The organism is Myxococcus sp. SDU36 (assembly GCF_030168875.1).
Classification (GTDB): domain Bacteria; phylum Myxococcota; class Myxococcia; order Myxococcales; family Myxococcaceae; genus Myxococcus; species Myxococcus vastator.
The window spans coordinates 4,138,833-4,158,046 of the sequence record NZ_CP077414.1; the positions used below are offsets into that span (position 1 = coordinate 4,138,833).

The 19,214-nt window shown below is 70.1% G+C and carries 16 protein-coding genes; 8 read left to right on the top strand and 8 right to left on the bottom strand.

The annotated features are described in order from the left end of the window. Positions 1-276: 276 nt before the first annotated feature. The gene (gene secA, locus KGD87_RS16290; protein ID WP_284668325.1) at positions 277-3,099 is read right to left on the bottom strand and encodes a preprotein translocase subunit SecA; all 2,823 of its coding nucleotides are present in this window, start codon (positions 3,097-3,099) and stop codon (positions 277-279) included. A 350-nt stretch (positions 3,100-3,449) separates the two neighbouring features. Between secA and KGD87_RS16295 the strand changes: the two genes are divergently transcribed. Together KGD87_RS16295 and KGD87_RS16300 are read left to right on the top strand one after the other, a co-directional pair. Further along, complete coding sequence (locus KGD87_RS16295) at positions 3,450-4,472, top strand: 23S rRNA (cytidine(2498)-2'-O)-methyltransferase RlmM (RefSeq protein ID WP_284668326.1); 1,023 nt, start codon at positions 3,450-3,452, stop codon at positions 4,470-4,472. Positions 4,473-4,514: 42 nt separating this feature from the next. After that, a complete protein-coding gene (locus tag KGD87_RS16300; RefSeq protein WP_284668327.1) occupies positions 4,515-5,219 on the top strand; it encodes a nucleotidyl cyclase domain-containing protein in 705 nt (234 codons plus the stop codon). 145 nt (positions 5,220-5,364) lie between these two features. On the opposite strand, the gene KGD87_RS16305 is transcribed toward KGD87_RS16300, so the two are convergent. The 4 genes from KGD87_RS16305 to KGD87_RS16320 form a co-directional block, all read right to left on the bottom strand. Beyond that, positions 5,365-6,282, bottom strand: a complete 918-nt coding sequence (locus tag KGD87_RS16305) for a M23 family metallopeptidase (protein ID WP_176410345.1) — start codon at positions 6,280-6,282, stop codon at positions 5,365-5,367. Positions 6,283-6,501: 219 nt separating this feature from the next. Next, on the bottom strand, positions 6,502-7,299 hold the full coding sequence (locus KGD87_RS16310) for a Stp1/IreP family PP2C-type Ser/Thr phosphatase (protein ID WP_163785373.1): 798 nt from the start codon (positions 7,297-7,299) through the stop codon (positions 6,502-6,504). A gap of 60 nt (positions 7,300-7,359) precedes the next feature. Next, the gene (gene recN, locus KGD87_RS16315; protein WP_284668328.1) at positions 7,360-9,096 is read right to left on the bottom strand and encodes a DNA repair protein RecN; all 1,737 of its coding nucleotides are present in this window, start codon (positions 9,094-9,096) and stop codon (positions 7,360-7,362) included. A 120-nt stretch (positions 9,097-9,216) separates the two neighbouring features. Next, positions 9,217-12,468, bottom strand: coding sequence for a DEAD/DEAH box helicase (locus tag KGD87_RS16320; protein WP_284668645.1), 3,252 nt, complete (start codon positions 12,466-12,468; stop codon positions 9,217-9,219). A gap of 401 nt (positions 12,469-12,869) precedes the next feature. Between KGD87_RS16320 and KGD87_RS16325 the strand changes: the two genes are divergently transcribed. Further along, a complete protein-coding gene (locus KGD87_RS16325) occupies positions 12,870-13,424 on the top strand; it encodes an adenine phosphoribosyltransferase (protein WP_176411197.1) in 555 nt (184 codons plus the stop codon). Positions 13,425-13,487: 63 nt separating this feature from the next. On the opposite strand, the gene KGD87_RS16330 is transcribed toward KGD87_RS16325, so the two are convergent. Continuing rightward, positions 13,488-13,829 carry a hypothetical protein gene (locus tag KGD87_RS16330; protein ID WP_284668329.1) on the bottom strand — a complete coding sequence of 114 codons (342 nt, stop codon included), beginning with the start codon at positions 13,827-13,829 and terminating at the stop codon, positions 13,488-13,490. A gap of 184 nt (positions 13,830-14,013) precedes the next feature. On the opposite strand from KGD87_RS16330, the gene KGD87_RS16335 reads away from it, so the two are divergent. Beyond that, on the top strand, positions 14,014-14,844 hold the full coding sequence (locus KGD87_RS16335; protein WP_284668330.1) for an alpha/beta fold hydrolase: 831 nt from the start codon (positions 14,014-14,016) through the stop codon (positions 14,842-14,844). A 12-nt stretch (positions 14,845-14,856) separates the two neighbouring features. Here the strand turns inward: KGD87_RS16335 and KGD87_RS16340 are convergent, their stop codons facing one another. Together KGD87_RS16340 and KGD87_RS16345 are read right to left on the bottom strand one after the other, a co-directional pair. Continuing rightward, complete coding sequence (locus KGD87_RS16340) at positions 14,857-15,549, bottom strand: hypothetical protein (protein ID WP_284668331.1); 693 nt, start codon at positions 15,547-15,549, stop codon at positions 14,857-14,859. 9 nt (positions 15,550-15,558) lie between these two features. After that, on the bottom strand, positions 15,559-15,993 hold the full coding sequence (locus KGD87_RS16345; RefSeq protein WP_284668332.1) for a hypothetical protein: 435 nt from the start codon (positions 15,991-15,993) through the stop codon (positions 15,559-15,561). A gap of 127 nt (positions 15,994-16,120) precedes the next feature. Here KGD87_RS16345 and KGD87_RS16350 point away from each other — a divergent pair, with 127 nt between their 5' ends. From KGD87_RS16350 to KGD87_RS16365, 4 genes are read left to right on the top strand one after another with little or no spacing between them, the layout of a single operon-like run. Beyond that, entirely contained in the window at positions 16,121-16,729 is a 609-nt protein-coding gene (locus KGD87_RS16350) for a TetR/AcrR family transcriptional regulator (protein WP_163777566.1), read from the top strand. Continuing rightward, on the top strand, positions 16,726-17,937 hold the full coding sequence (locus KGD87_RS16355) for an MFS transporter (protein WP_284668333.1): 1,212 nt from the start codon (positions 16,726-16,728) through the stop codon (positions 17,935-17,937). The genes KGD87_RS16350 and KGD87_RS16355 overlap by 4 nt, the downstream gene beginning before the upstream one ends. Next, the gene (gene coaD / locus KGD87_RS16360; protein WP_140794461.1) at positions 17,937-18,434 is read left to right on the top strand and encodes a pantetheine-phosphate adenylyltransferase; all 498 of its coding nucleotides are present in this window, start codon (positions 17,937-17,939) and stop codon (positions 18,432-18,434) included. The genes KGD87_RS16355 and coaD overlap by 1 nt, the downstream gene beginning before the upstream one ends. Continuing rightward, positions 18,431-19,177: an MBL fold metallo-hydrolase gene (locus tag KGD87_RS16365; protein ID WP_284668334.1), complete on the top strand. Its 747-nt coding sequence runs from the start codon at positions 18,431-18,433 to the stop codon at positions 19,175-19,177. The genes coaD and KGD87_RS16365 overlap by 4 nt, the downstream gene beginning before the upstream one ends. Positions 19,178-19,214: the final 37 nt, after the last annotated feature.

The following is a 19,214-nucleotide window of genomic DNA, read 5'->3' on the forward strand; positions in this document are numbered from 1 at the left end:
CGACCGGCACGAACGTGTGAGTAGTGGGTCCTGCCTGGGGTGGACGTCCCCCCGACCCCATCCCTTGGGGCGGGGGGTCCTTAACAGAACCCCTCCGGGCCGCGCAAGCTTCGCCGCACCGCCCGTCCGGGCAGGGACCGCGCCTGCCGCTCCCCTGCCCTCCTCCCGTCCCAGCGAGGCCCTCTTGCCCCGCCAGCACAGCACCGGCGCGGTGCCTCCTCAGGGGGTGGCGCCGCGCCGGCGTCCTGCATGGTGACTTGTCAGACAGCCCGCGTCCTAGACGCTGGCCTCCGAGGCGCCGTGGCACTTCTTGTACTTCCGGCCGCTGCCGCAGGGGCAGGGGTCGTTGCGGCCCACCGCCGGCTTGCTGGCCCCCGCCGGGCGAGCCGCCGCGGCCACCGAGCCCTCATCCAGCTTGCCGTCCGCCGTGGCGCGTCCCGCCACCGCCTTCTGCTGCTGCTGCGCGAGCTGGCGCTGGATGCGGGCGGCCTCCTCCGCCGCGCTGGAGGCGGAGCGGGGCTGCACGTGCATGAGCTGGGTGACGAACTGCGCCTTGATGGCGGAGAGCATCTGGATGAAGCCCTGGTAGCCCTCCTTCTTGTACTCCTGCTTCGGGTCCTTCTGGCCGTAGCCGCGCAGGCCAATGCCCTGGCGCAGGTGGTCCATGGCCAGCAGGTGGTCCTTCCAGAGCCGGTCGATGGTCGCCAGGTAGTTGTACTGGAGGAAGCGCATGAAGTTCTCGCCGAACTCCTCGTCGCGCGCCTGGAAGATCTTCTCCGCCGCCTTGTAGATGTGCTCCTGGAGCTCCTCGCGGTTGCCCACGCCCTCGAAGTTCATCTCGAGGTTGAAGGTCTCCTTCACGCCCTGCTGGAGCGCGGCCATGTCCCAGCCCTCCACGCCGCGGGTGGGCGCGTAGGTGTCGGTGAGGGACACGATGACGTCCTCCATCGAGTCCAGAATCAGCTCGCGGAAGTCCGCCCAGCTGACCGTCCGCTCGGAGCGCGTCTTGATGCGCGTCTTCGGGTCCTCGTCGTACTCCACCAGCGGCACGCCCGCGCCCGCGGCCAGCACCTGGCGGCGCAGCTTGTAGATGGTGCGGCGCTGCTGGTTCATCACGTCGTCGTACTCGAGGAGGTTCTTGCGGATGTCGAAGTTGTGGCCTTCGACCCGCTTCTGGGCGCCCTCAATGGCACGTGACAGCCACACGTGCTCGATGACCTCGCCCTCCTCCATGCCCAGCCGCTCCATCAGGCCCTGGATGCGCTCGGACCCGAAGATGCGCATCAGGTCGTCCTCCAGCGACAGGAAGAAGCGGCTGCCACCCGGGTCACCCTGGCGGCCGGCGCGGCCACGCAGCTGGTTGTCCACGCGGCGCGACTCGTGGCGCTCGGTGCCGATGATGAAGAGGCCGCCGGCGCCGTGGACCTCCTCGCGCTCCTTCTTCGTCTGCTCCTCGAGCTTCGCCTTGGTGTCGGCGAGCTTCTGCTCCCACGCCGCGAGCTCCGCCTCGTAGGCCGTCAGGTCCAGCGGCTGCCCGTCCGGGGCCGACGTGGGCGGCTCGGGCGGCGGGCCCATGGACGACTTGGCCAGGACCTCCGCGTTGCCGCCCAGGAGGATGTCCGTTCCACGGCCGGCCATGTTGGTGGAGATGGTGACGGCGCCCTTGCGGCCGGCCTGCGCGACGATGTCCGCCTCGCGCTGGTGCTGCTTGGCGTTGAGGACGTTGTGGGGGATTCCGCGCTTCTTGAGGAAGCTGGCCACCACCTCGCTCTTGGCGATGGACACCGTGCCCACGAGCACCGGCTGCCCCGCCTTGTGCAGCTCCTCGATTTCCGCCGCCACCGCCTCGAACTTCTCGCGCTCCGTCTTGTACACCACGTCCTGCAGGTCCTTGCGGATGGGCGGACGGTTGGTGGGGATGACGCGCACGTCGAGGTTGTAGATTTTGGCGAACTCCTCCGCCTCCGTGTCCGCCGTGCCCGTCATGCCGGCCAGCTTGGAGTACATGCGGAAGTAGTTCTGGAACGAGACGGTCGCGAGCGTCTGGTTCTCGTTCTCGATCTTCACGCCTTCCTTGGCCTCGATGGCCTGATGAAGGCCGTCCGACCAGCGGCGTCCCGGCATCTGGCGGCCGGTGAACTCGTCGACGATGACGACCTCGCCGTCCTTCACCACGTAGTCCTTGTCGCGCTTGTAGAGCGTGTGCGCGCGCAGGGCCTGATCCACGTGGTGCAGCATCTCGATTTCGCCCGGGTCGTAGAGGTTGCCCACGCCCAGCCGCTTCTGGAGCTTCTCGATGCCGTCATCCGTGAGCGACACGGAGCGGTGCTTCTCATCCAGGGTGTAGTCCTGGTCCGGCACCAGCCCGGGGATGACCTGGTCCACCCGGTAGTACTTGTCGGTGCTGTCCTCGGTGGGGCCGGAGATGATGAGCGGCGTGCGGGCCTCGTCGATGAGGATGGAGTCCACCTCGTCGACGATGGCGAAGTTCAGCTCGCGCTGGACGTAGTCCTGCAAGCGGAACTTCATGTTGTCGCGCAGGTAGTCGAAGCCGAACTCGTTGTTCTGCCCGTAGGTGATGTCCGAGCGGTACGACTCCTGCCGCTGCTTGTCGTTCAGCTCGTGCAGCACGCAGCCCGTCGTCATGCCCAGGAAGCGGTACACGCGGCCCATCCACTCCGCGTCGCGGCGGGCCAGGTAGTCGTTCACCGTGACGACGTGCACGCCCCGGCCGGACAGCGCGTTGAGGTAGGTGGGCAGCGTCGCCGTCAGCGTCTTGCCTTCACCGGTGCGCATCTCCGCGATGCAGCCCTCGTGGAGGAACATGCCGCCAATGAGCTGCACGTCGTAGTGACGCTGGCCGATGACGCGGCGCGCCGCCTCGCGGGTGATGGCAAAGGCCTCGAAGAGCAGGTCGTCCAGCGAACGACCGTTCTGGATCTCCTGCCGCATGCGGTTCGTCTCGGAGACGAAGTCCTCGTCCTTGAGGGCCCGCATACGGGTTTCCAGCTCATTGACCCGGGCGACCTTCGCGTGGCTCTTCTTGAGCTCACGCTCGTTCTTGGTCCCAATCAGTTTCTTCAGCGTCCATTCGATCATTCGGTCGGCTCTCTCGCCGGAGAATCCTCGAAGGACGGCGGCGAGTGAAGGGAAATCCCTGGAGGTGTAAGGGAGAAACTTATGGAAACCACGTGCGTCCGCCGAAACTTCCACTCGGCAGGCCGCCCACCACGCAGCGGCTCAGAGTAAAGCGGAACCCGGCCCACGCAATGTCCCCCACACGAAATCAACGCCGAGGCCCCTCCCGGCCTTCACGACGACCTCCCTCCCGTCACCCGGGGCGACCCGGACCGCCGGCCAACCGCCAGGGCCCTGCCCCCGGGGGCAAGCCCCCTGCACGCACCGCGCCGCCCGCTCCCAAAGTCCCTCCCCGGGCCAAGGTCCCCGCCATGCCCGCCCGGACGATGGCCGCCCGGCCCGGGCGCTGGCTGTGGACCTGCCGCGCGGGTTTCGAGGCCCACCTCTTCGAGGAGCTGGAGTGGGCCGGCGCCGGGCCCCGCCTGCTGGGCGAGGCCCTGGTGGAGAGTGACGCCGTCTCCGGCCCTCCGCCCGCCTTCGCGCGCGCGGGCTATCAGGTGGCCGCCACCCTGACGGCCAACAGCCCCGAAGCCATCGCCGAAGCCGCGGCCCGGGCCGTGCTGGCGCTTCCCGGGCGGGCGCCCTGGGCGGTGCAGGCCTTCACGCCCGACACCCCGCGTGGCAACGCCCTGGCGCCCGTGGCGGAGGCGCTGGAGTCCGCCGTGTGCGCCAGGCTGCCGCCAGGGCGCCGCGTCGAGGACGCTCAGCGGGCGCGCGAGGCCGGCGCCCTGCTGGTGTCCCTGTGCGTGGCGCCGGACGACGTGACGGTGGTGGGCGCCGTGCACGCGCGCGAGGCCGTGTCCCTGGCGGCGGGCGGACGCAGGCGCATGCGGCGGGCTGGAGACGCGCCGTCACGCGCGGCCATGAAGCTGGAGGAGGCCCTGGACGGACTGGCCTTCGAGCCCGGGCGCGGCGACGTGTGCGTGGACCTGGGCGCGGCGCCGGGCGGCTGGACGCAGCGACTGGTGAGCCGTGGCGCGAAGGTGGTGGCGGTGGACCCCGCGCGGCTGATGCCAGCGCTGACGGGGAACCCGCGCGTGAAGCACGTCCAGGAGAGCGCCTTCGCCTATGCGCCCGACGCGCCGGCGGACTGGCTCTTCTGCGACATGGCCTGGCGCCCCCTGGAAGTGGCGCAGCTGCTGGCCAAGTGGGGCCGCCGCGGCTGGGCGCAGCACCTGGTGGCCAACATCAAGCTGCCCATGAAGGACAAGAACCCCCTGCTGCTGCGGGTGCGCCACACGCTCGTCCAGGAGGGCGGCTGGGAGGGGCTCACCGTCCGCCAGCTCTACCATGACCGGGATGAGGTCACCGTCACCGCGCACAAGATGAAGTGAGGCCCTGCGCTCCGGCGGTGGACGCGCTACACAAGGAGCGCAATGCCCTACCCGCTCGACGACGCCACGGCCACCGCCCTCATCGCCCTCCACCCCTGGGTGCTCACCCGCAGCCCCCAGGCCCCGGTGCAGGCCGCCGTGGAGGTGCTCGTCCAGGCGGAGCAGGCCCGGCGCGGCCAGCCGGACGCGAAGACGGGCGCGCTCCAGGTGCCCGCGCTCACCCAGGGCAGTCTCCTCAAGGAGGAGTACGACGTGTCCACCCACGGCCATCATGACGGGTGGCGCGTGGGCGCCGTCATCGCGGACGTGCAGGGGATGATCAACGTCAACGCCCGCTTCGGCTTCCCCACCGGGGACGCGGTGCTGCGCGCCACCGTGGAGTCCCTCTGCGCGCAGTACCCTGGCGCGAAGGTGGTGCGCATCCACGCGGACGCCTTCGCCGCCCTGCTCGTGCCGACGTCGCAGCTCACGGTGGAGGAGCACCTCGCCGCCCCCACGCGTGAACGGCTGGCGCGGGACGTACGCCGGGTGCTGCCGCAGGAGACGCCCGACGCGGACGTGCCCTCGTGGACGGTGAGCCTGCTGGAGCTGACGGTGGACGCGCCTTCACACTGGCAGGTGCTGGGACCGCTGCTGTGGGCGGAGCTGGAGCGCACCCACGTCATGGAGCGCACCGGCCGCGCGCAGGGACTTCAGCGCAGGCGCATCCGGCTGGATGGCTCCATCCCAGGCCCCGCGACGCTCTGACGCCGTGAGGCAGCGCCGGGCCATCCTGGCTGGAACGGCGACTGCACGCGCGCCCGGAGCCCTTCGGGCTTCCACGGGAGCGCGTCCCTTTGCGTCCGCAGCGAGGCGCCTCGACGAACCACCGAGGCGTCATCCTCCGCGCGGACTACTCCTCGAGGATGAACTTGCGCGGGTTCTGCCCGATGCCGTTGACGCGGACCTCGTAGTGGAGGTGCGGGCCGGTGGAGCGGCCGGTGTTGCCGACGGCGGCGATGTGCATGCCGCGCTTCACCTTGTCGCCGGCCTTCACCAGCATCTTCGACAGGTGGCCGTAGCGCGTCTTGATGCCGTACCCATGGTCGATGACGAGCACGTTGCCGTAGCCGCCCTCGAGGCCCGCAAACACCACCGTGCCGTCCGACGGCGCGAAGACCTCCTTGCCGTGTGGCGCCGCGATGTCCATGCCGCCGTGCATGACACGGTCCGCGGTGTACGGGTCCAGGCGCGAGCCGAAATCGCTCGTCACCCAGCCGCGCGCGGGCCAGATGGACGGCGTGGAGGCCAGCAGCGACTTCTGGTCCTGGAAGTAGGCCTGCAGCTCCTGGAGGCTCTGCTCCTGGCGGGTGGCCTCCGCGCTCAGCCGGTCCAACCGGCCCATCAGCGCCTTGGGCGTCTCCGTGGAGGTCAGCTGCGTGAACTGCGTGTCGGTGGCCGGCGCGGACGTGCCCGCCTCGGGCTCCGTCGGGCCCATGGCCAGGTTGCGCTGCGGATCCGACAGCAGCGTCACCGCGCGCAGCTTCTGGTCGAAGCGCTCCACCCGGTCCAACGTGGAGCCGATGTGCTCGATGCGCTCACGCACCGACTTGAGCTGCGAGCGCAGCGTCAGGTTCTCTTCGCGAAGGATGCGGTTCTCGGAGGCGTCCGCGGCCACCTGGAAGTAGTGCACGCTCGCACCCACGCCCAGTCCCACCACGAGCATCAGTCCCATCCCCACCTGGGTGAAGAAGGACCGCTGGATGGTGTACCGCTTGACCGGAGCGTCGTGGTCCGGAATCACCATCAGTGTGAAGGACTTTTTCGCCACGGGACAGCTCCCCTGCTTGCGTGGGACTACTGGCGCAGCAAGCTAAGTCGCTTGCTCGCGCGCAACACCTCCCCCCGCCGCCTACCCCTCCCGCTTCGTCGCCCACCGGCATTTCGACTCGGCTGGAAACGTTGGGGCAGCTACCACTCAGATTCCAAGAGTGTCAAGGTCAACAGACCCGCAGGGAGGTCTGTCGGCCACGTCCAGACTCCTGGTGTGTCAGGCCTCTACTCGCACGACGATGACGGTGATGTTGTCGTCGCCGCCACGCTCGTTGGCGAAGTCGATGAGACGCTGGGGGACTTCTTCGAAGGTCCGCGACTTCACCACGCTCTCGTGGATCTCCCGGTCCTCCATCATGTTCGCGAGGCCATCCGAACAGAGGAGGAAGACGTCGCCGGGCTCTGACACCAGCCCCATGACGTCCACCTGCACCTCCTCCTCGAAGCCGACGGAGCGGGTGATGATGTTCTTGTAGCGGGAGTGCTTCGCCTCTTCCGGGGTAATCATCCCCGCCTTGATCTGCTCGTTGACCAGCGAGTGGTCCTCGGAGATCTGCTGGATGAGGTCGCCGCGGATGAGGTACGCGCGGCTGTCACCCACGTGGGCGAAGAAGACGTGCTCGTCGCGCACCACCAGGGAGATGACGGTGGTGCCCATGCCGGACAGCCGCGCGTCTTCCTGCGCGGCCGTGAAGATGGCCAGACAGGCCCGCTCCACGGCGGTGCGCAGCGCCTCCGGAATCGGAGAGTCCTGGAGGTTCGGGACGGAAAGGAAGGGGTTGTCCTTGCCCTCCCGCGCCCGGCGCATCTCCTTGTCGATGGTCTCCACCGCGATGCGGGACGCAGTACCGCCGCCCGCATGGCCGCCCATACCGTCGGCCACGACGTAGAGCTGGAGCTCATCATCAATGAGGAAGCTGTCCTCGTTGTGATTACGTTTACGCCCGACATCCGTCAGGCCGGCGGAGATTATTTTCAAGCGGGAGGCCGCGGTCTGCCCTGCGGTGCTGGACACACCCGGGATGCTATGTGAGGCCCAAGGATGGGGCAAGGACGCGGATGCACCTGACGCACTTCACGCAGTGCGTCGGAGCCGACCCCGGGGGCTCCCCTCCGGTCCGGACTCCCTGCGGGCCCGGGTCCCCAGCGCCCTGTTGGCCGAACGCACCAGGGCCTCCGCCGCTCCCAGGGCCTCACGCGTCACCTCCACGCCCGACATCATCCGTGCCAGCTCCCGGGTCCGCTCCGCCCCTGCCTCCAGCACCACCACCTCGGAGACAGTGCGCTCGCCCTTGAGGCCCTTGCGGATGAGCAGGTGTGCATCCGCATAGGCGGCCACCTGCGGCAGGTGGGTGATGCAGAGCACCTGACGGTGACTGCTCACGTCCTTGATCATCCGCCCCACCACGTCCGCGATGGCGCCACTGACGCCCGCGTCCGCTTCGTCCAGGATGTAGCACCCGCCCCCGTCGCTGTCGGCCAGGGCCTTCTTGAGCGCCAGCAGCAGCCGGCTCGCCTCGCCGCCAGAGGCCACCTTCGCCAGCGCGCGCGGCGGCTCGCCGGGGTTCGCGCTGAAGAAGAACTCCACGTCGTCCGCGCCGTCCGGGCGCAGCGACTCCGACGGCGTCACCCGCACCTCGAAGGCCGCCTTGCCCATGGCCAGCTGCCCCAGGCCCTCACGCACCTGCGCGGCGAACGTCACCGCGCAGGCCGTGCGCGCCCGTGTCAGCGCCGCGGCGGCCTTCCGGGCCCGCTCCTCCACCTTGCGGCGGTCGGCGGCCAGCTCCTCCAGGATTTCCTTCCGGTTCTCCAGCGTGCCCAGCTCCACCTCGAGCTCGCCCTGCTTCTTCAGCAGGCCCTCCAGGTGCGTGCCGTGCTTGCGGCACAGGCGCTTGAGCGCGTCCAGCCGCTCCTCCACGTCCGCCAGCCGCGAGGGGTCCGACTCCAGCCCCTCCACATAGCGGTTGAGCCGGCGCTGTGCCTCCTCCAGCTCCGACAGCGCGGTGCTCAGCGCCTGCGCCACCGGCGCCAGCGTGGCGTCACACTTCACGGATTCGTGCACCAGCCCCAGCGCGCGGCCCACCGTCTCCACGGCGGACTGCTCCTCACCGGCCACCAGCAGCTCCGCTTCCGCGGCGTGGCGCTTGAGCTTCTCCGCGCCGCCCAGCCGCTTGCGCTCCGCGTCCAGCCGCGCGTCCTCGCCGGCCTCCGGGTCCAGGCGCGTGATTTCGTCGAGCTGGAAGCGCAGGAACTCGGCGCGCTCGCGCACCTTGGCCTCGTCTCCGCCCAGTGCCTCCATGCGCGCGTCCACCTCGCGCAGGCCGGTGTACTCCCGGAAGTAGGCCGCCAACCCCTCCGCCAGGTTGCCGTACCGGTCCAGCAGCACCCGGTGCAGGCCCGAATCAAAGAGGCTGACGTGCTCGTGCTGGCCGGCGATGTCCACCGCCCCGCGCGTGAGCTTGCCCAGCACGCCCACTGTCACCAGCGAGCCGTTGACGTAGGCCTTGCCACGCCCGGTGCGTCCCAGCACCCGGCGCACGAGCACCTCATCCCCCAGGTCCGGCAGACCCAGCTCCTCCAGCCGGGTCTCCAACGCGGGAGTCCGCGCGAAGACGCCCTCCACGGACGCCTCCTCACAGCCGGCGCGAATGACATCCGCGTCGGCGCGCCCCCCGAGCAAAAGGCCCAGTGCATCCACGAGGATGGACTTGCCCGCACCTGTCTCACCCGTGAGGACGGTGAGGCCGGCTCCGAACGCCACCTCCACCTCCTCGATCACCGCCACGTTCGAAATCCGCAGACCCAGCAGCACGCGCGCCCTCCAATGTCCGTACGACGGCTCTGGTACCTGAACACCCTAGCAGGTCCGACTGACACTGCACAGGCGTTCGGGTTGAGCGCACGGATGGCGGGCCCCCAAGCTCGCAAGTCCTTAGATTTCCGTGAAGAGCTCCTGGATGTCCTGCTCCGTGAGCGTCCGGCCCAGCTCGTCCGTGTCCCCGCCGAGCACGCCAGCGGCCAGCTCGCGCTTGCGGCGCTGGAGGGCGAGGATCTTCTCCTCCACGGTGCCACGGGTAATCAGCTTGTAGCTGATGACGGCGCGCGTCTGGCCGATGCGGTGCGTCCGGTCCGTGGCCTGGTCCTCCACGGCGGGGTTCCACCACGGGTCGAAGTGGATGACGTAGTCGGCCGCGGTGAGGTTCAAGCCGGTGCCGCCCGCCTTGAGGGAGATGAAGAAGAGCGGCGGACCGTCCGGGTTGTTGTACTCGTCCACCTTGCCCATGCGGTCCTTGGTGCGACCGTCCAGGTAGAGGTAGCGCAGGCCCTTCTTGTCCGCCTCCTGCTTCAGCAGCTCCAGCATCTCCGTGAACTGACTGAAGACGAGCGCGCGGTGGCCTTCCGCCACCAGGTCCTCCACCAACTGGAGGAAGCGCTCCACCTTCGCGCTGGGCGGCATCAGGGTGCCGGGCGGCATCTTGAGCAGGCGTGGATCGCAGCACACCTGACGCAGGCGCATCAGCGCGGCCAGGATGGACACGCGGCTGCGCTTGAAGCCCACCTTCTCGATGCTCTCGTGCACCTTGCGGCGGCTCTCATCCAGCACCTCGCGATAGAGCGCGGCCTGACCGGGCTCCATCTCGCACCAGGCGACGCTCTCCGTCTTGGGCGGCAGGTCCTTGGCCACCTCCGTCTTCAGGCGACGCAGGATGAAGGGCTGGATGCGGCGGCGCAGCCGGTCCTTGGCGATGTTGTCGTTGGCCACCTGGATGGGCTGCTCGTAGCGGTCCCCGAAGCCCTCCGCGCTGCCGAGGAAGCCCGGCATCAGGAAGTCGAAGATGCTCCAGAGCTCCGACAGGCGGTTCTCCAGGGGCGTACCGGTGAGCGCCAGACGCGTCTCGCTGGGGAGCGCCTTGCACGCCTGCGCGGTGGCGCTGCCCGCGTTCTTGATGTTCTGCGCCTCGTCCAGAATGATGTAGCGGAAGCCCACCTGGGACAGCTGGTCCAGGTCACGGCGCACCAGCGCGTAGGACGTGAGGACCAGGTCCATGTCCTTCAGGTCCTCGGCCCGCTCCTTGCGGTCCTGACCGTGCCACACCATCGTCTTGAGGCCCGGCGTGAAGCGCTCGGCCTCGCGCTCCCAGTTGGCCAGCACGCTGGTGGGCGCCACCACGAGCGACGGCTTGCGCCCCTCTTCGTTGGCCACCTTCTGCATCAGGCTGAGCGACTGGATGGTCTTTCCCAGACCCATGTCGTCCGCGAGGATGCCGGACAGGCCGTGGCGGCGCAGGAACCAGAGCCAGGACAGGCCCGCCTCCTGGTAGTGGCGCAGCGTGGCCTGGAGCCCCTCGGGCACGGACACCTTCGGCACGCCGGCCGTCTCGCGCAGCTCCAGCATCGCCTGGCGCGCCTTGGCCTCCACCTCGGTGAACTCCCCCAGGTCCGCCAGCAGGTCCAACGCGACGGCCTGGTGCAGCGGCAGCCGCGTGCGCGAGCGGCCCGGCAGCGCGCCGGCTTCCTCGAGCAGGTCCGCCACGCGCTTGATTTCGACGGGGTCCGCCTCCGCGAAGCTCCCATCCTTCAGGGGGACGAAGCGGCGGCCGGAGTCCAGCCACATGCGCACCGCGCCCAGGTCCACGGCCTGGTCGTCGGTGACGAACTCCGCGTCCAAATCGAACCACTGCACGCCGCTCATGCCCACGCGGATGCGCGGCTTGAGATTGGGACGCAGGCGCACCTTGGGGGCCTGCACGCCAAAGCGCTCCCAGTCCTCGGGGAGCGAGGCCAGGCCCCGAGCCCAGAACTCCAGCGCGGTGTCGGCCGTGGCGTCGAAGACCTGCGCCTGCGGCTCGAAGCGCAGGCCCAGCTCCAACAGCAGCTTCCCCGCGCCGCGCTCCAGCTCCTCGCGACGCCGGTACAGCTTGCGGCTGTCCCCGCCCACGCCGCTGGCGTAGCCCAGGTGCGTGGCCGTGGGGGACACCGGCACCGTCGTGTGGCCGTACTTCGCGGCCAGCTGCACCTTCACGCGCTCGGGGTTGCCCTCCAACGTGAGCATGAAGCGAGGCTCCACGCTCTCGTCCACGTCGATGTCGTCCGCCTTCAGCGCCATGCGGAAGCGCGGCAGGTGCGCGGCGAAGAAGGTCAGCACCCGGTCCAGCTGCCCCGAGGGGAAGGACATGCTGGGCTCGAGCAGCCACTTGCGCAACAGCCGCGGCGGGAAGTCCGGCTCCACCGGGTGCAGGTTCTGCGCCTGGATGACCCAGGTGCGCCGGCCCGACAGGAGGATGACGTCCTTGAGCGCGTAGCTCGCGTTGTCCGGGAAGAGCAGCTCGATGCGCGCGGTGGCGCCGTCCGGGCGGGACTCCAGATGAATCTGGGGCCGCACCGGCACCTCGGTGTTGATGAGCGCCGTGCCACGGTAGATGACGCGGCGGTGGCGCAGGAGCTCCAGCGCCTCGCTCAGCTCCTCGTCGGACAGGACCAGGCGCGAGTCATAGCGGTGCTCGTGGCGCGACAGCAGTATGAAGACGCGCTCGTCCGCGGGGGAGATGCGGCCCCCCGTCTGCAGCAGGCGCTTGACGTGGATGGGCCCCTTCGTCTGCGCGTCCTGCCGGCGCACGTCGACAATCCACTGCCGGGTGCTGCCGTTCCCCGTGCTGGCGGCCGTGAGGCGGTAGAAGAATTCGTAGTCGGGCTGAGAAGACAGACCGAGCCAGCTCTCCACCTTGGCCAGGGCCGGGAGGCTGACCGGGTCGCCGCCCGACTGCATCGGCTCCACATGAGGCTCGTCATCGATGACGGCCTCCCTCGGTTCGGGAGCGGCGGCGACAGGCTCCGCCGGGCGAGGCGCGGGCGGTCCGGGCGGACGGAAGCGCGCGGCGTAGATGAGTGCCGCGGCCACCACGTGCTTGCAGTGGGGGCCTTCGGCATTCCACGACGGGCAGGTACAGGTCGACGTGGCTCGGCCGTTACCCAGATGCAGGGCCGTCTGATACCGCTCGCCGGACGAACCGGCGACCTGGGCGCTGATGCGGTCCCCTTCACGATTGAGGCCGAAGACGCGGCGCGACTCCGCCACCTCTCGCCCCTGCTTGAAGGTCGTGGGTTGAACTTCGGCCTTCAGGGCACGGAGCCACTGGGTGTCCTGAGGCGGGAGGATCTCTCGAATATCGGCGGTGGATTGCACGGCTGGCACAGGCCCCAGGCTCCAAATCGCCGGGGAACCCGTTGAACTACCACAGCAACGAGGCTCCCGGTCGCGGGAAAAATCAATGCGTCCGCCAGCAGAATCCGCCGCTGGCATCAAGCTGTGAGAGCATCAACCCCCGCCATGGCCCGGACCGTCCGCTTTCGCGCCTCCGAAACCCGCCCGCTCTTCGGGGAAGCGTCCGGCGCGCCGAGCCGACGCGCCGTCCCTCCCCCCAGAGGCGGGCCTCCCACCCGGGAGGCCCTTTCGCGCGACAAATGCCCCCAGCCGGAAGGGGGTTGTCGCCATGGCGACAGAGCAGGCGGCCGTCCGAGCCCCTCGCCTCCCGGTCCTCCCCTTCCCCGCCCCACCGCTTTTCCTCCCCCGCTGGAGCGCACGCCATGAACCTGCCCGTCCCGAGCCTGACCGACACCACCCTCGTCGCCGACCTGAAGGCCCGGCTCCGGGACGTGCCGGACTTCCCCAAGCCCGGCATCGTCTTCAAGGACATCACCCCCGTGCTGGCGGACCCGCGCCTGTTCGGCCGCGTCGTCAACGCCATGTCGGCGCCCTTCCGGGGGCAGCACATCACGAAGGTGGTGGGCGTGGAGGCCCGAGGCTTCCTGCTGGGCGCCCCCATCGCGCTGGCGCTCAACGCGGGCTTCGTGCCCGCGCGCAAGCCGGGGAAGCTGCCGCACCGCTCGGTGGTGGAGCGCTACTCGCTGGAGTACGGCTCCGACGGCGTGGAGATGCACGAGGACGCCATTCTCCAGGGCGAGCGCGTGCTAGTCGTGGATGACGTGCTGGCCACGGGAGGCACGGCGGAGGCCACCGCGAAGCTGGTGTCCCGGCTCGGCGGCGAGCTGGTGGGCTTCAGCTTCCTCCTCAGCCTGGACTTCCTCGAAGGCCCCAACCGGCTGGGGCGCGAGCGCGTGACGACGCTGCTGACCTTCTGAGCGGCGCTTGCGGACAGTGAAGCGCTCCGGCGTCTCCCGCCGGAGCGCGACGCCGCGCTGGGGCTACGGCATGGGCGGGGAGATGAGCGGCGAGCAACCAGGGTAAGCCGGCATGCAGTACGGGAGGTTCGGCCCGGGGCAACACACCTGCGAGCCGCTACACGTTCCGCTCGCCGAGCACTTCGGACGACAGGGCGCCGAGGTCTGGGTCCGGTATTCATAGACGCAGGTGCCGCCGTTGCCACAGAGCGAACCCGCGGGAGCCCCCGGCAGACAGAGGCTGATGGCGCCCTCCTGGACGCCCAGGTCCTCGGAGACGGCCGTCTCCAGCTCCGTCCCACCACAGCCCGCCAGCAGCACGGCGACCGCGAGTACACAACTCCCCATGAGCGACTTCAGTTGCATGCGAATGTCTCCTGCCGGGGTCATCCCGGGAAACGAAGCAGGATAATACGCGAAACATGAAATAGTTGAGACAGCGGCCCTCCGCCCGGCCGGAGCGGCCCCTGCCGTGTCGCCTGCTGACATGAGGACCGGGCCTGCGCACCCTCCGACGAGAACCAACCAACGCTTCCACGGAGGGGACGACATGCCGAAAGTACACACCCGCGGCGGCGCTCGCATCCGCTACGACGACGTGGGCCAGGGCGAGCCCGCGCTCCTCTTCATCCCAGGGTGGTGCACCACTCGGGCCAGCTTCCAGAAGCTGCTTCCCCGCTGCTCCGCCTTCCGGCGCGTCCTGTCCGTGGACCTCCGGGGGCACGGCGAGTCCGAGGGCGGGGGCACCGACTTCGATAGCGCCACGGTGCTGGAGGACCTGCTCGCGGTCGTGGAGGCCAGCGGCGCGCGGCACATCGTCCCCGTGGCCATGTCCCACGCGGGCTGGTGGGCGCTCGAGTTGCGGCGGGCGTTGGGCCCCGCGCGGGTGCCACGGATGGTGTTGCTGGACTGGATTGCCACGGATCCCACCCCAGCCTTCCTCCGCGCCGTGCGCGGGCTCCAGACGGAGCGCTGGCGCGAGGTGCGAGACAGCCTGCTCCGGAGCGGGCTGGAGGGGCTCGACGACGACGCCATCCGCCGCTTCGTGCGCGATGACATGGGCGCGTTCGACGAGGCCATGTGGGCCCGCGCCGGGCGGGAGATTGAAGCGGCCTACGCCCGCGAGCGCTCTCCGCTGCGAGCGCTCGCGGCGCTAGAGCCCATGCCGCTCACGATGCACCTGTATGCGCGGCCGGAGTCACACGACTACCTGGCGGCGCAGGTGGACTTCGGCGTGGAGCATCCGGGCTTCCACGTGCTGAAGCTCCCCGCCACCAGCCACTTCCCGGCGCTGGAGGTGCCGGACATGGTGGCCGCGGGCATCGAGGCGCTCGTCTCCGCGCGCGAGGTCCTCATCCACGCGGGCGCCGTTCCGGCCTGAGGCGGCGCGGGGCTACCGCAACCCCAGGGCTTCCTTCATGCCATCGGTGCGCTCCCGGGCGCGCCGCATGGCGATGCGCCGGAGTTCGGGGTCCACGGGTAGCGGCATCCACGCCAGGTACCGGGCACCGGAGCCGCCTTCTTTGGACTGCGTACTCGCGACGACCATCGTCCGGTGCTCGAAGGCTTCTTCCCAGGGGGCGCACTCCGACATGGAGAACTTCTGCACGGTGTCGTCCTTCGCCTGCGTCCAGGCAATGCAGGGGAATTCGGAGCAGTCCACCGCCACCACGTCGAGCCCCATCCCGCACTCGTTGGCGGCACGGAAGGCCACGCGCTCGAAGCCCTTGGGCGTGAAGGGCTCGGGCAGCTCGGGCGCGAAGGCGAGGGGCCGTTCTTCGGGCGCCGTGTCCTGCTCGGACTTGGGCTCGACCGAGGGAGGCGTGACCGGCTCCGGGAACCTGCGAAGCACGGTGGCTTCACGTGCCACCGTTGGCGCGGACGCGGACGCGTCCCGCTTCGGAGCCTCCGACGGACGAGGTGCGGGGCGCGCGGCGGGTGCGACAGCGGCGGAGGCCTGGACGACGGCTTCCCCGGCCGGCACGGTCGGCACCTGCGACGTGACGGAATCACTGCTGAACCAGACCCCGGCGGAGAATGCCAAGGCCACGACGAGCCCCAGGAGCGCGAAGCGAAGCAGGTTCACGGCCACACCTCATTCATCGAGAATGAACTTCACGGGGTGCCCCGCCGCGCCGAAGTAGCCCGCGGGCACGTCCTTGCCGGGAACGAGCGTGAGCGCCGCTCCTTTCTTCTTGAGGACCGCGCGCTTCAGGGACGTGGTCTTTCCCGGCAGCCCCACGGAGACCTCGTAGCTCCCAGAATCATTGCGAGTCGTCAGCACGCGCAACGTGCCCTTCCAGTCAGGCCAGCGCACATGGACCTCGTTTCCGGACTCGACGCGGAGGGCGGTTGTCCCCCGACCATCCTGCACCTTCAGGGCGACCATCTTCGCGTCGCAGGAAACAGGCGGGTCATTGGGGCCGCACGGCGGCGGCAGGGCCCAGGTGGCCCCCGGCACGCCCAGGCAGAGGCCCACCATGACTCCCGTCAGCATCACCCCGCGGCAGCGGCGGGCGGTTCGTGTCATGCGCCCCACGCTAGCAGCGCCTGGGGCTCCATCCACCTTCGTGGCGCTCGCCCCCAGGGGCAGGTGGGATTGACGCCCGGCCCCGTCCTGCTTATAGGTTGGTCAATCAACCAATAAACAGGTCGCCATGCCCCGCCCATCCAACACCGAGGAGCGCCGTCAGCAAATTGTCGCGGGCCTGCTGAAGGTCATGTCGGAGCGCGGCTACGAGCGCGCCTCCGTGGGTGAAATCGCGAAGGCGGCGGGGTTGAGCCCAGGGCTGGTGCACTACCACTTCAGCGACAAGCAGGAGATTCTCCTCACGCTGGTGGAGCAGCTCGCGGCGCGGGCGCGGCAGCGGGTGGCGGCGCGGCTGGAGCGGGTGAAGGGCCCGGACGCCCGAGCCCGCGTGGAGGCCTTCGTGGAGGCCTTCCTCGCCACGGGCGACGACGCGGCCCCGGCGGCCGTCGCCAGCTGGGTCACCATCAGCGCGGAGGCCATCCGTCAGCCCGAAGTCCAGGCCGTCTACGAGCAGGTGGTGCGCGCCGACCTGGAGCACCTGACGTCGCTCGTCGCCGCCGTGGTGGGGCGGCGCAAGGCGCCCGCGCTGGCCGCCGGGCTGTTCGCCGCCGTGCAGGGCTACTTCGTGCTCGCCGCCAGCGTCCCGGGGCTCGTTCCCGCGGGCTCCGCCGCCAGCACGGTGAAGCGCATGGCCGCGGGGCTGCTGGACTCGGCCGGCGCGAAGGAGGACGCATGAAGACGGCCACCAAGCTGGGGCTGCTCTCCAGCCTCTACCTGTCGCAGGGGCTTCCGTTCGGCTTCTTCACCCAGGCCCTGCCCGTGCTGCTGCGCCACCATGGCCTGTCGCTGCCCTCCATCGGCCTGGCGCACCTGCTGGCCCTGCCCTGGGCGCTCAAGTTCCTCTGGGCCCCGCCCATGGACCGGCACGGCTCGGCGAGGTGGGGCCGGCGGCGCGGCTACATCCTGCCGCTGCAGTGCCTGTCGTCGGGGCTCCTGCTCGCGCTCGCGCTCCCCGAAGGCGGCCTGGACACGCGGCTGCTGATGGCCGCGGTGCTGGGCATCAACCTCCTGGCCGCCACGCAGGACGTGGCCACGGACGGGCTGGCGGTGGAGCTGCTCGCGCCGGCCGAGCGCGGCTGGGGCAACGGCATCCAGGTGGCGGCCTACCGCGTCGGGATGATTTTGGGCGGAGGCGTGATGCTCGCCGTCTTCGACGCGGTGGGCTGGCGCCCCACGTTCCTCGCGCTGGGCGCGCTGCTGCTCCTGGCCACCGTGCCCATCGCCCGCTTCCGCGAGCCCCCCACCGCGCCGCCGCCCGCGCAGAGCCTGGGACTGCGGTGGTGGCTGAAGCGCCCAGGGGCTGGCGCGTGGCTCACGCTGCTCGTCGTCTACAAGGCGGGTGAAGCCCTGGCCACCGGGATGCTGCGCACCTTCCTGGTCGACGCGGGCCTGTCGCTGACGGCCATTGGGTGGATGCTCGGCGGCGTGGGCTTCACCGCGGGGCTCGTGGGCGCGCTGCTGGGCGGCGGCCTGGTGGTGCGGCTCGGGCGGCGACGGGCGCTGCTCGTCTTTGGCGTCCTCCAGGCCGGCGCGGTGCTGCTCTACGCCCTGGCGGCCCAGGGCCCCACGTCCCTGGCCCTGCTCACCCTCGTCTGCGGCGTCGAGCACGTGGCCAGCGGCATGGCCACCGCGGCCGTCTTCACCGCGATGATGGACGCCTGCCGTCCGGAGCACGCCGCCACGGACTACACCGTGCAGGCCTCCCTGGTGGTGCTGGCCACGGGCGCCGCCGCCGCGCTGAGTGGCTTCAGCGCCCAGGCCCTGGGCTACGCCGGCCACTTCATGCTGGCCGCGTTCCTGTGCGCGGCGGGCACGCTGTACGCCGCCCTCACCTTCCACCCGCCCCGGAGCCTGGCCTCCGAGGCCGCTCCCGAGGTGTCGTGATGACCATCGCCGTCTACGCCGGCAGCTTCGACCCCGTCACCGCCGGCCACATGTCCGTCGTCCGGCAGGCGGCCCGCCTCTTCGGCCACGTCGTCGTGGTGGTGGCCGTCAACCCGGACAAGGAGAGCCTGCTGTCCGCCGACGAGCGCGTGGCCCTCCTGCGCGAAGCCGTGGCGCATCATCCCAACGTCACCGTGGCCCGCACGCAGGGGCTCATCGTCGACTTCGCGCGGGACATCGGCGCCAGCGTCCTGCTGCGCGGCGTGCGCGGCGCCACGGACGCCCAGTTCGAGACGACGCTGGCGCAGAACAACCGCGCGCTGGCGCCCGAGCTGTCCACCCTCTTCCTTCCAGCCGAAGCCCACTTGGCCGAGGTGAGCAGCAGCGGACTCAAGGCGCGCGTGGCGCGCGGCGAGGACGTTTCCGCCTTCTGTCCACCGGCCGTCGCGGCGAAGCTTCGGGAGCGACTCGACCCTTCCCTCCGGAGCCTGCCTTGAGCCTGTCCTTCCTCACCCTTGGCATCGGCGACGCCTTCTCCGCCCTGCGCTATTCGTCCTGCTTCGCCGTGGAGGCGGAGGACCAGGTCCTGCTGGTGGACTGCCCGCACCCCATCCGGAAGATGATGCGCGAGGCGTCCGAGTCCTCCGGCGTGCCCCTGGACGCGGACCGCGTCAGCGCCGTGGCCCTCACCCACCTGCACGCGGACCACGCGTCGGGCCTGGAGAGCCTGGGCTACTTCTCCTTCTTCGTGCTGCAGCGGAAGCTGGAGGTGCTGGCCCACCCCGCCGTCGCGGACCGACTATGGGAAGGAAACCTGGCCGCGGGCATGGAGTGCCTCATCGAGCGGCGCGGGGAGCCGCCCAACGACAAGCACTTCGAGGACTACTTCGACCACACGCCGCTCTCCACGGAGACCGCCGTGCGGCACGGGCCCTTCCTCATCGAGAGCCGGATGACGTACCACCACGTCCCCACCACCGCGCTGCGCATCCACGCGGGGGGCCGCTGCCTGGGGTACAGCGCGGACACCGCCTACGACGAGGGCCTCATCGACTGGCTCTCCAAGGCGGACCTCATCATCCACGAGACGAACCATGGCGTGCACACCCCCTACGAGAAGCTGGCGGCGCTGCCCGCCGAGCTGCGCGCCCGGATGCGGCTCATCCACTACCCGGATGACTTCGACACCAGCGCGAGCGTCATCGAACCGCTCGCGCAGGGTCGGCGCTACAACGTCTGAGGCATGAACGAGCGCCCGGGAGACTCCACCCCGGGCG

Coding starts and splice junctions, on each gene's coding strand:
- KGD87_RS16345 (WP_284668332.1), bottom strand. CDS start 15,993: ATGACACGAACCGCCCGCCGCTGCCGCGGGGTGATGCTGACGGGAGTC.
- KGD87_RS16325 (WP_176411197.1), top strand. CDS start 12,870: ATGAACCTGCCCGTCCCGAGCCTGACCGACACCACCCTCGTCGCCGAC.
- KGD87_RS16300 (WP_284668327.1), top strand. CDS start 4,515: ATGCCCTACCCGCTCGACGACGCCACGGCCACCGCCCTCATCGCCCTC.
- secA (WP_284668325.1), bottom strand. CDS start 3,099: ATGATCGAATGGACGCTGAAGAAACTGATTGGGACCAAGAACGAGCGT.
- KGD87_RS16355 (WP_284668333.1), top strand. CDS start 16,726: ATGAAGACGGCCACCAAGCTGGGGCTGCTCTCCAGCCTCTACCTGTCG.
- KGD87_RS16330 (WP_284668329.1), bottom strand. CDS start 13,829: ATGCAACTGAAGTCGCTCATGGGGAGTTGTGTACTCGCGGTCGCCGTG.
- KGD87_RS16335 (WP_284668330.1), top strand. CDS start 14,014: ATGCCGAAAGTACACACCCGCGGCGGCGCTCGCATCCGCTACGACGAC.
- KGD87_RS16295 (WP_284668326.1), top strand. CDS start 3,450: ATGCCCGCCCGGACGATGGCCGCCCGGCCCGGGCGCTGGCTGTGGACC.
- coaD (WP_140794461.1), top strand. CDS start 17,937: ATGACCATCGCCGTCTACGCCGGCAGCTTCGACCCCGTCACCGCCGGC.
- KGD87_RS16350 (WP_163777566.1), top strand. CDS start 16,121: ATGCCCCGCCCATCCAACACCGAGGAGCGCCGTCAGCAAATTGTCGCG.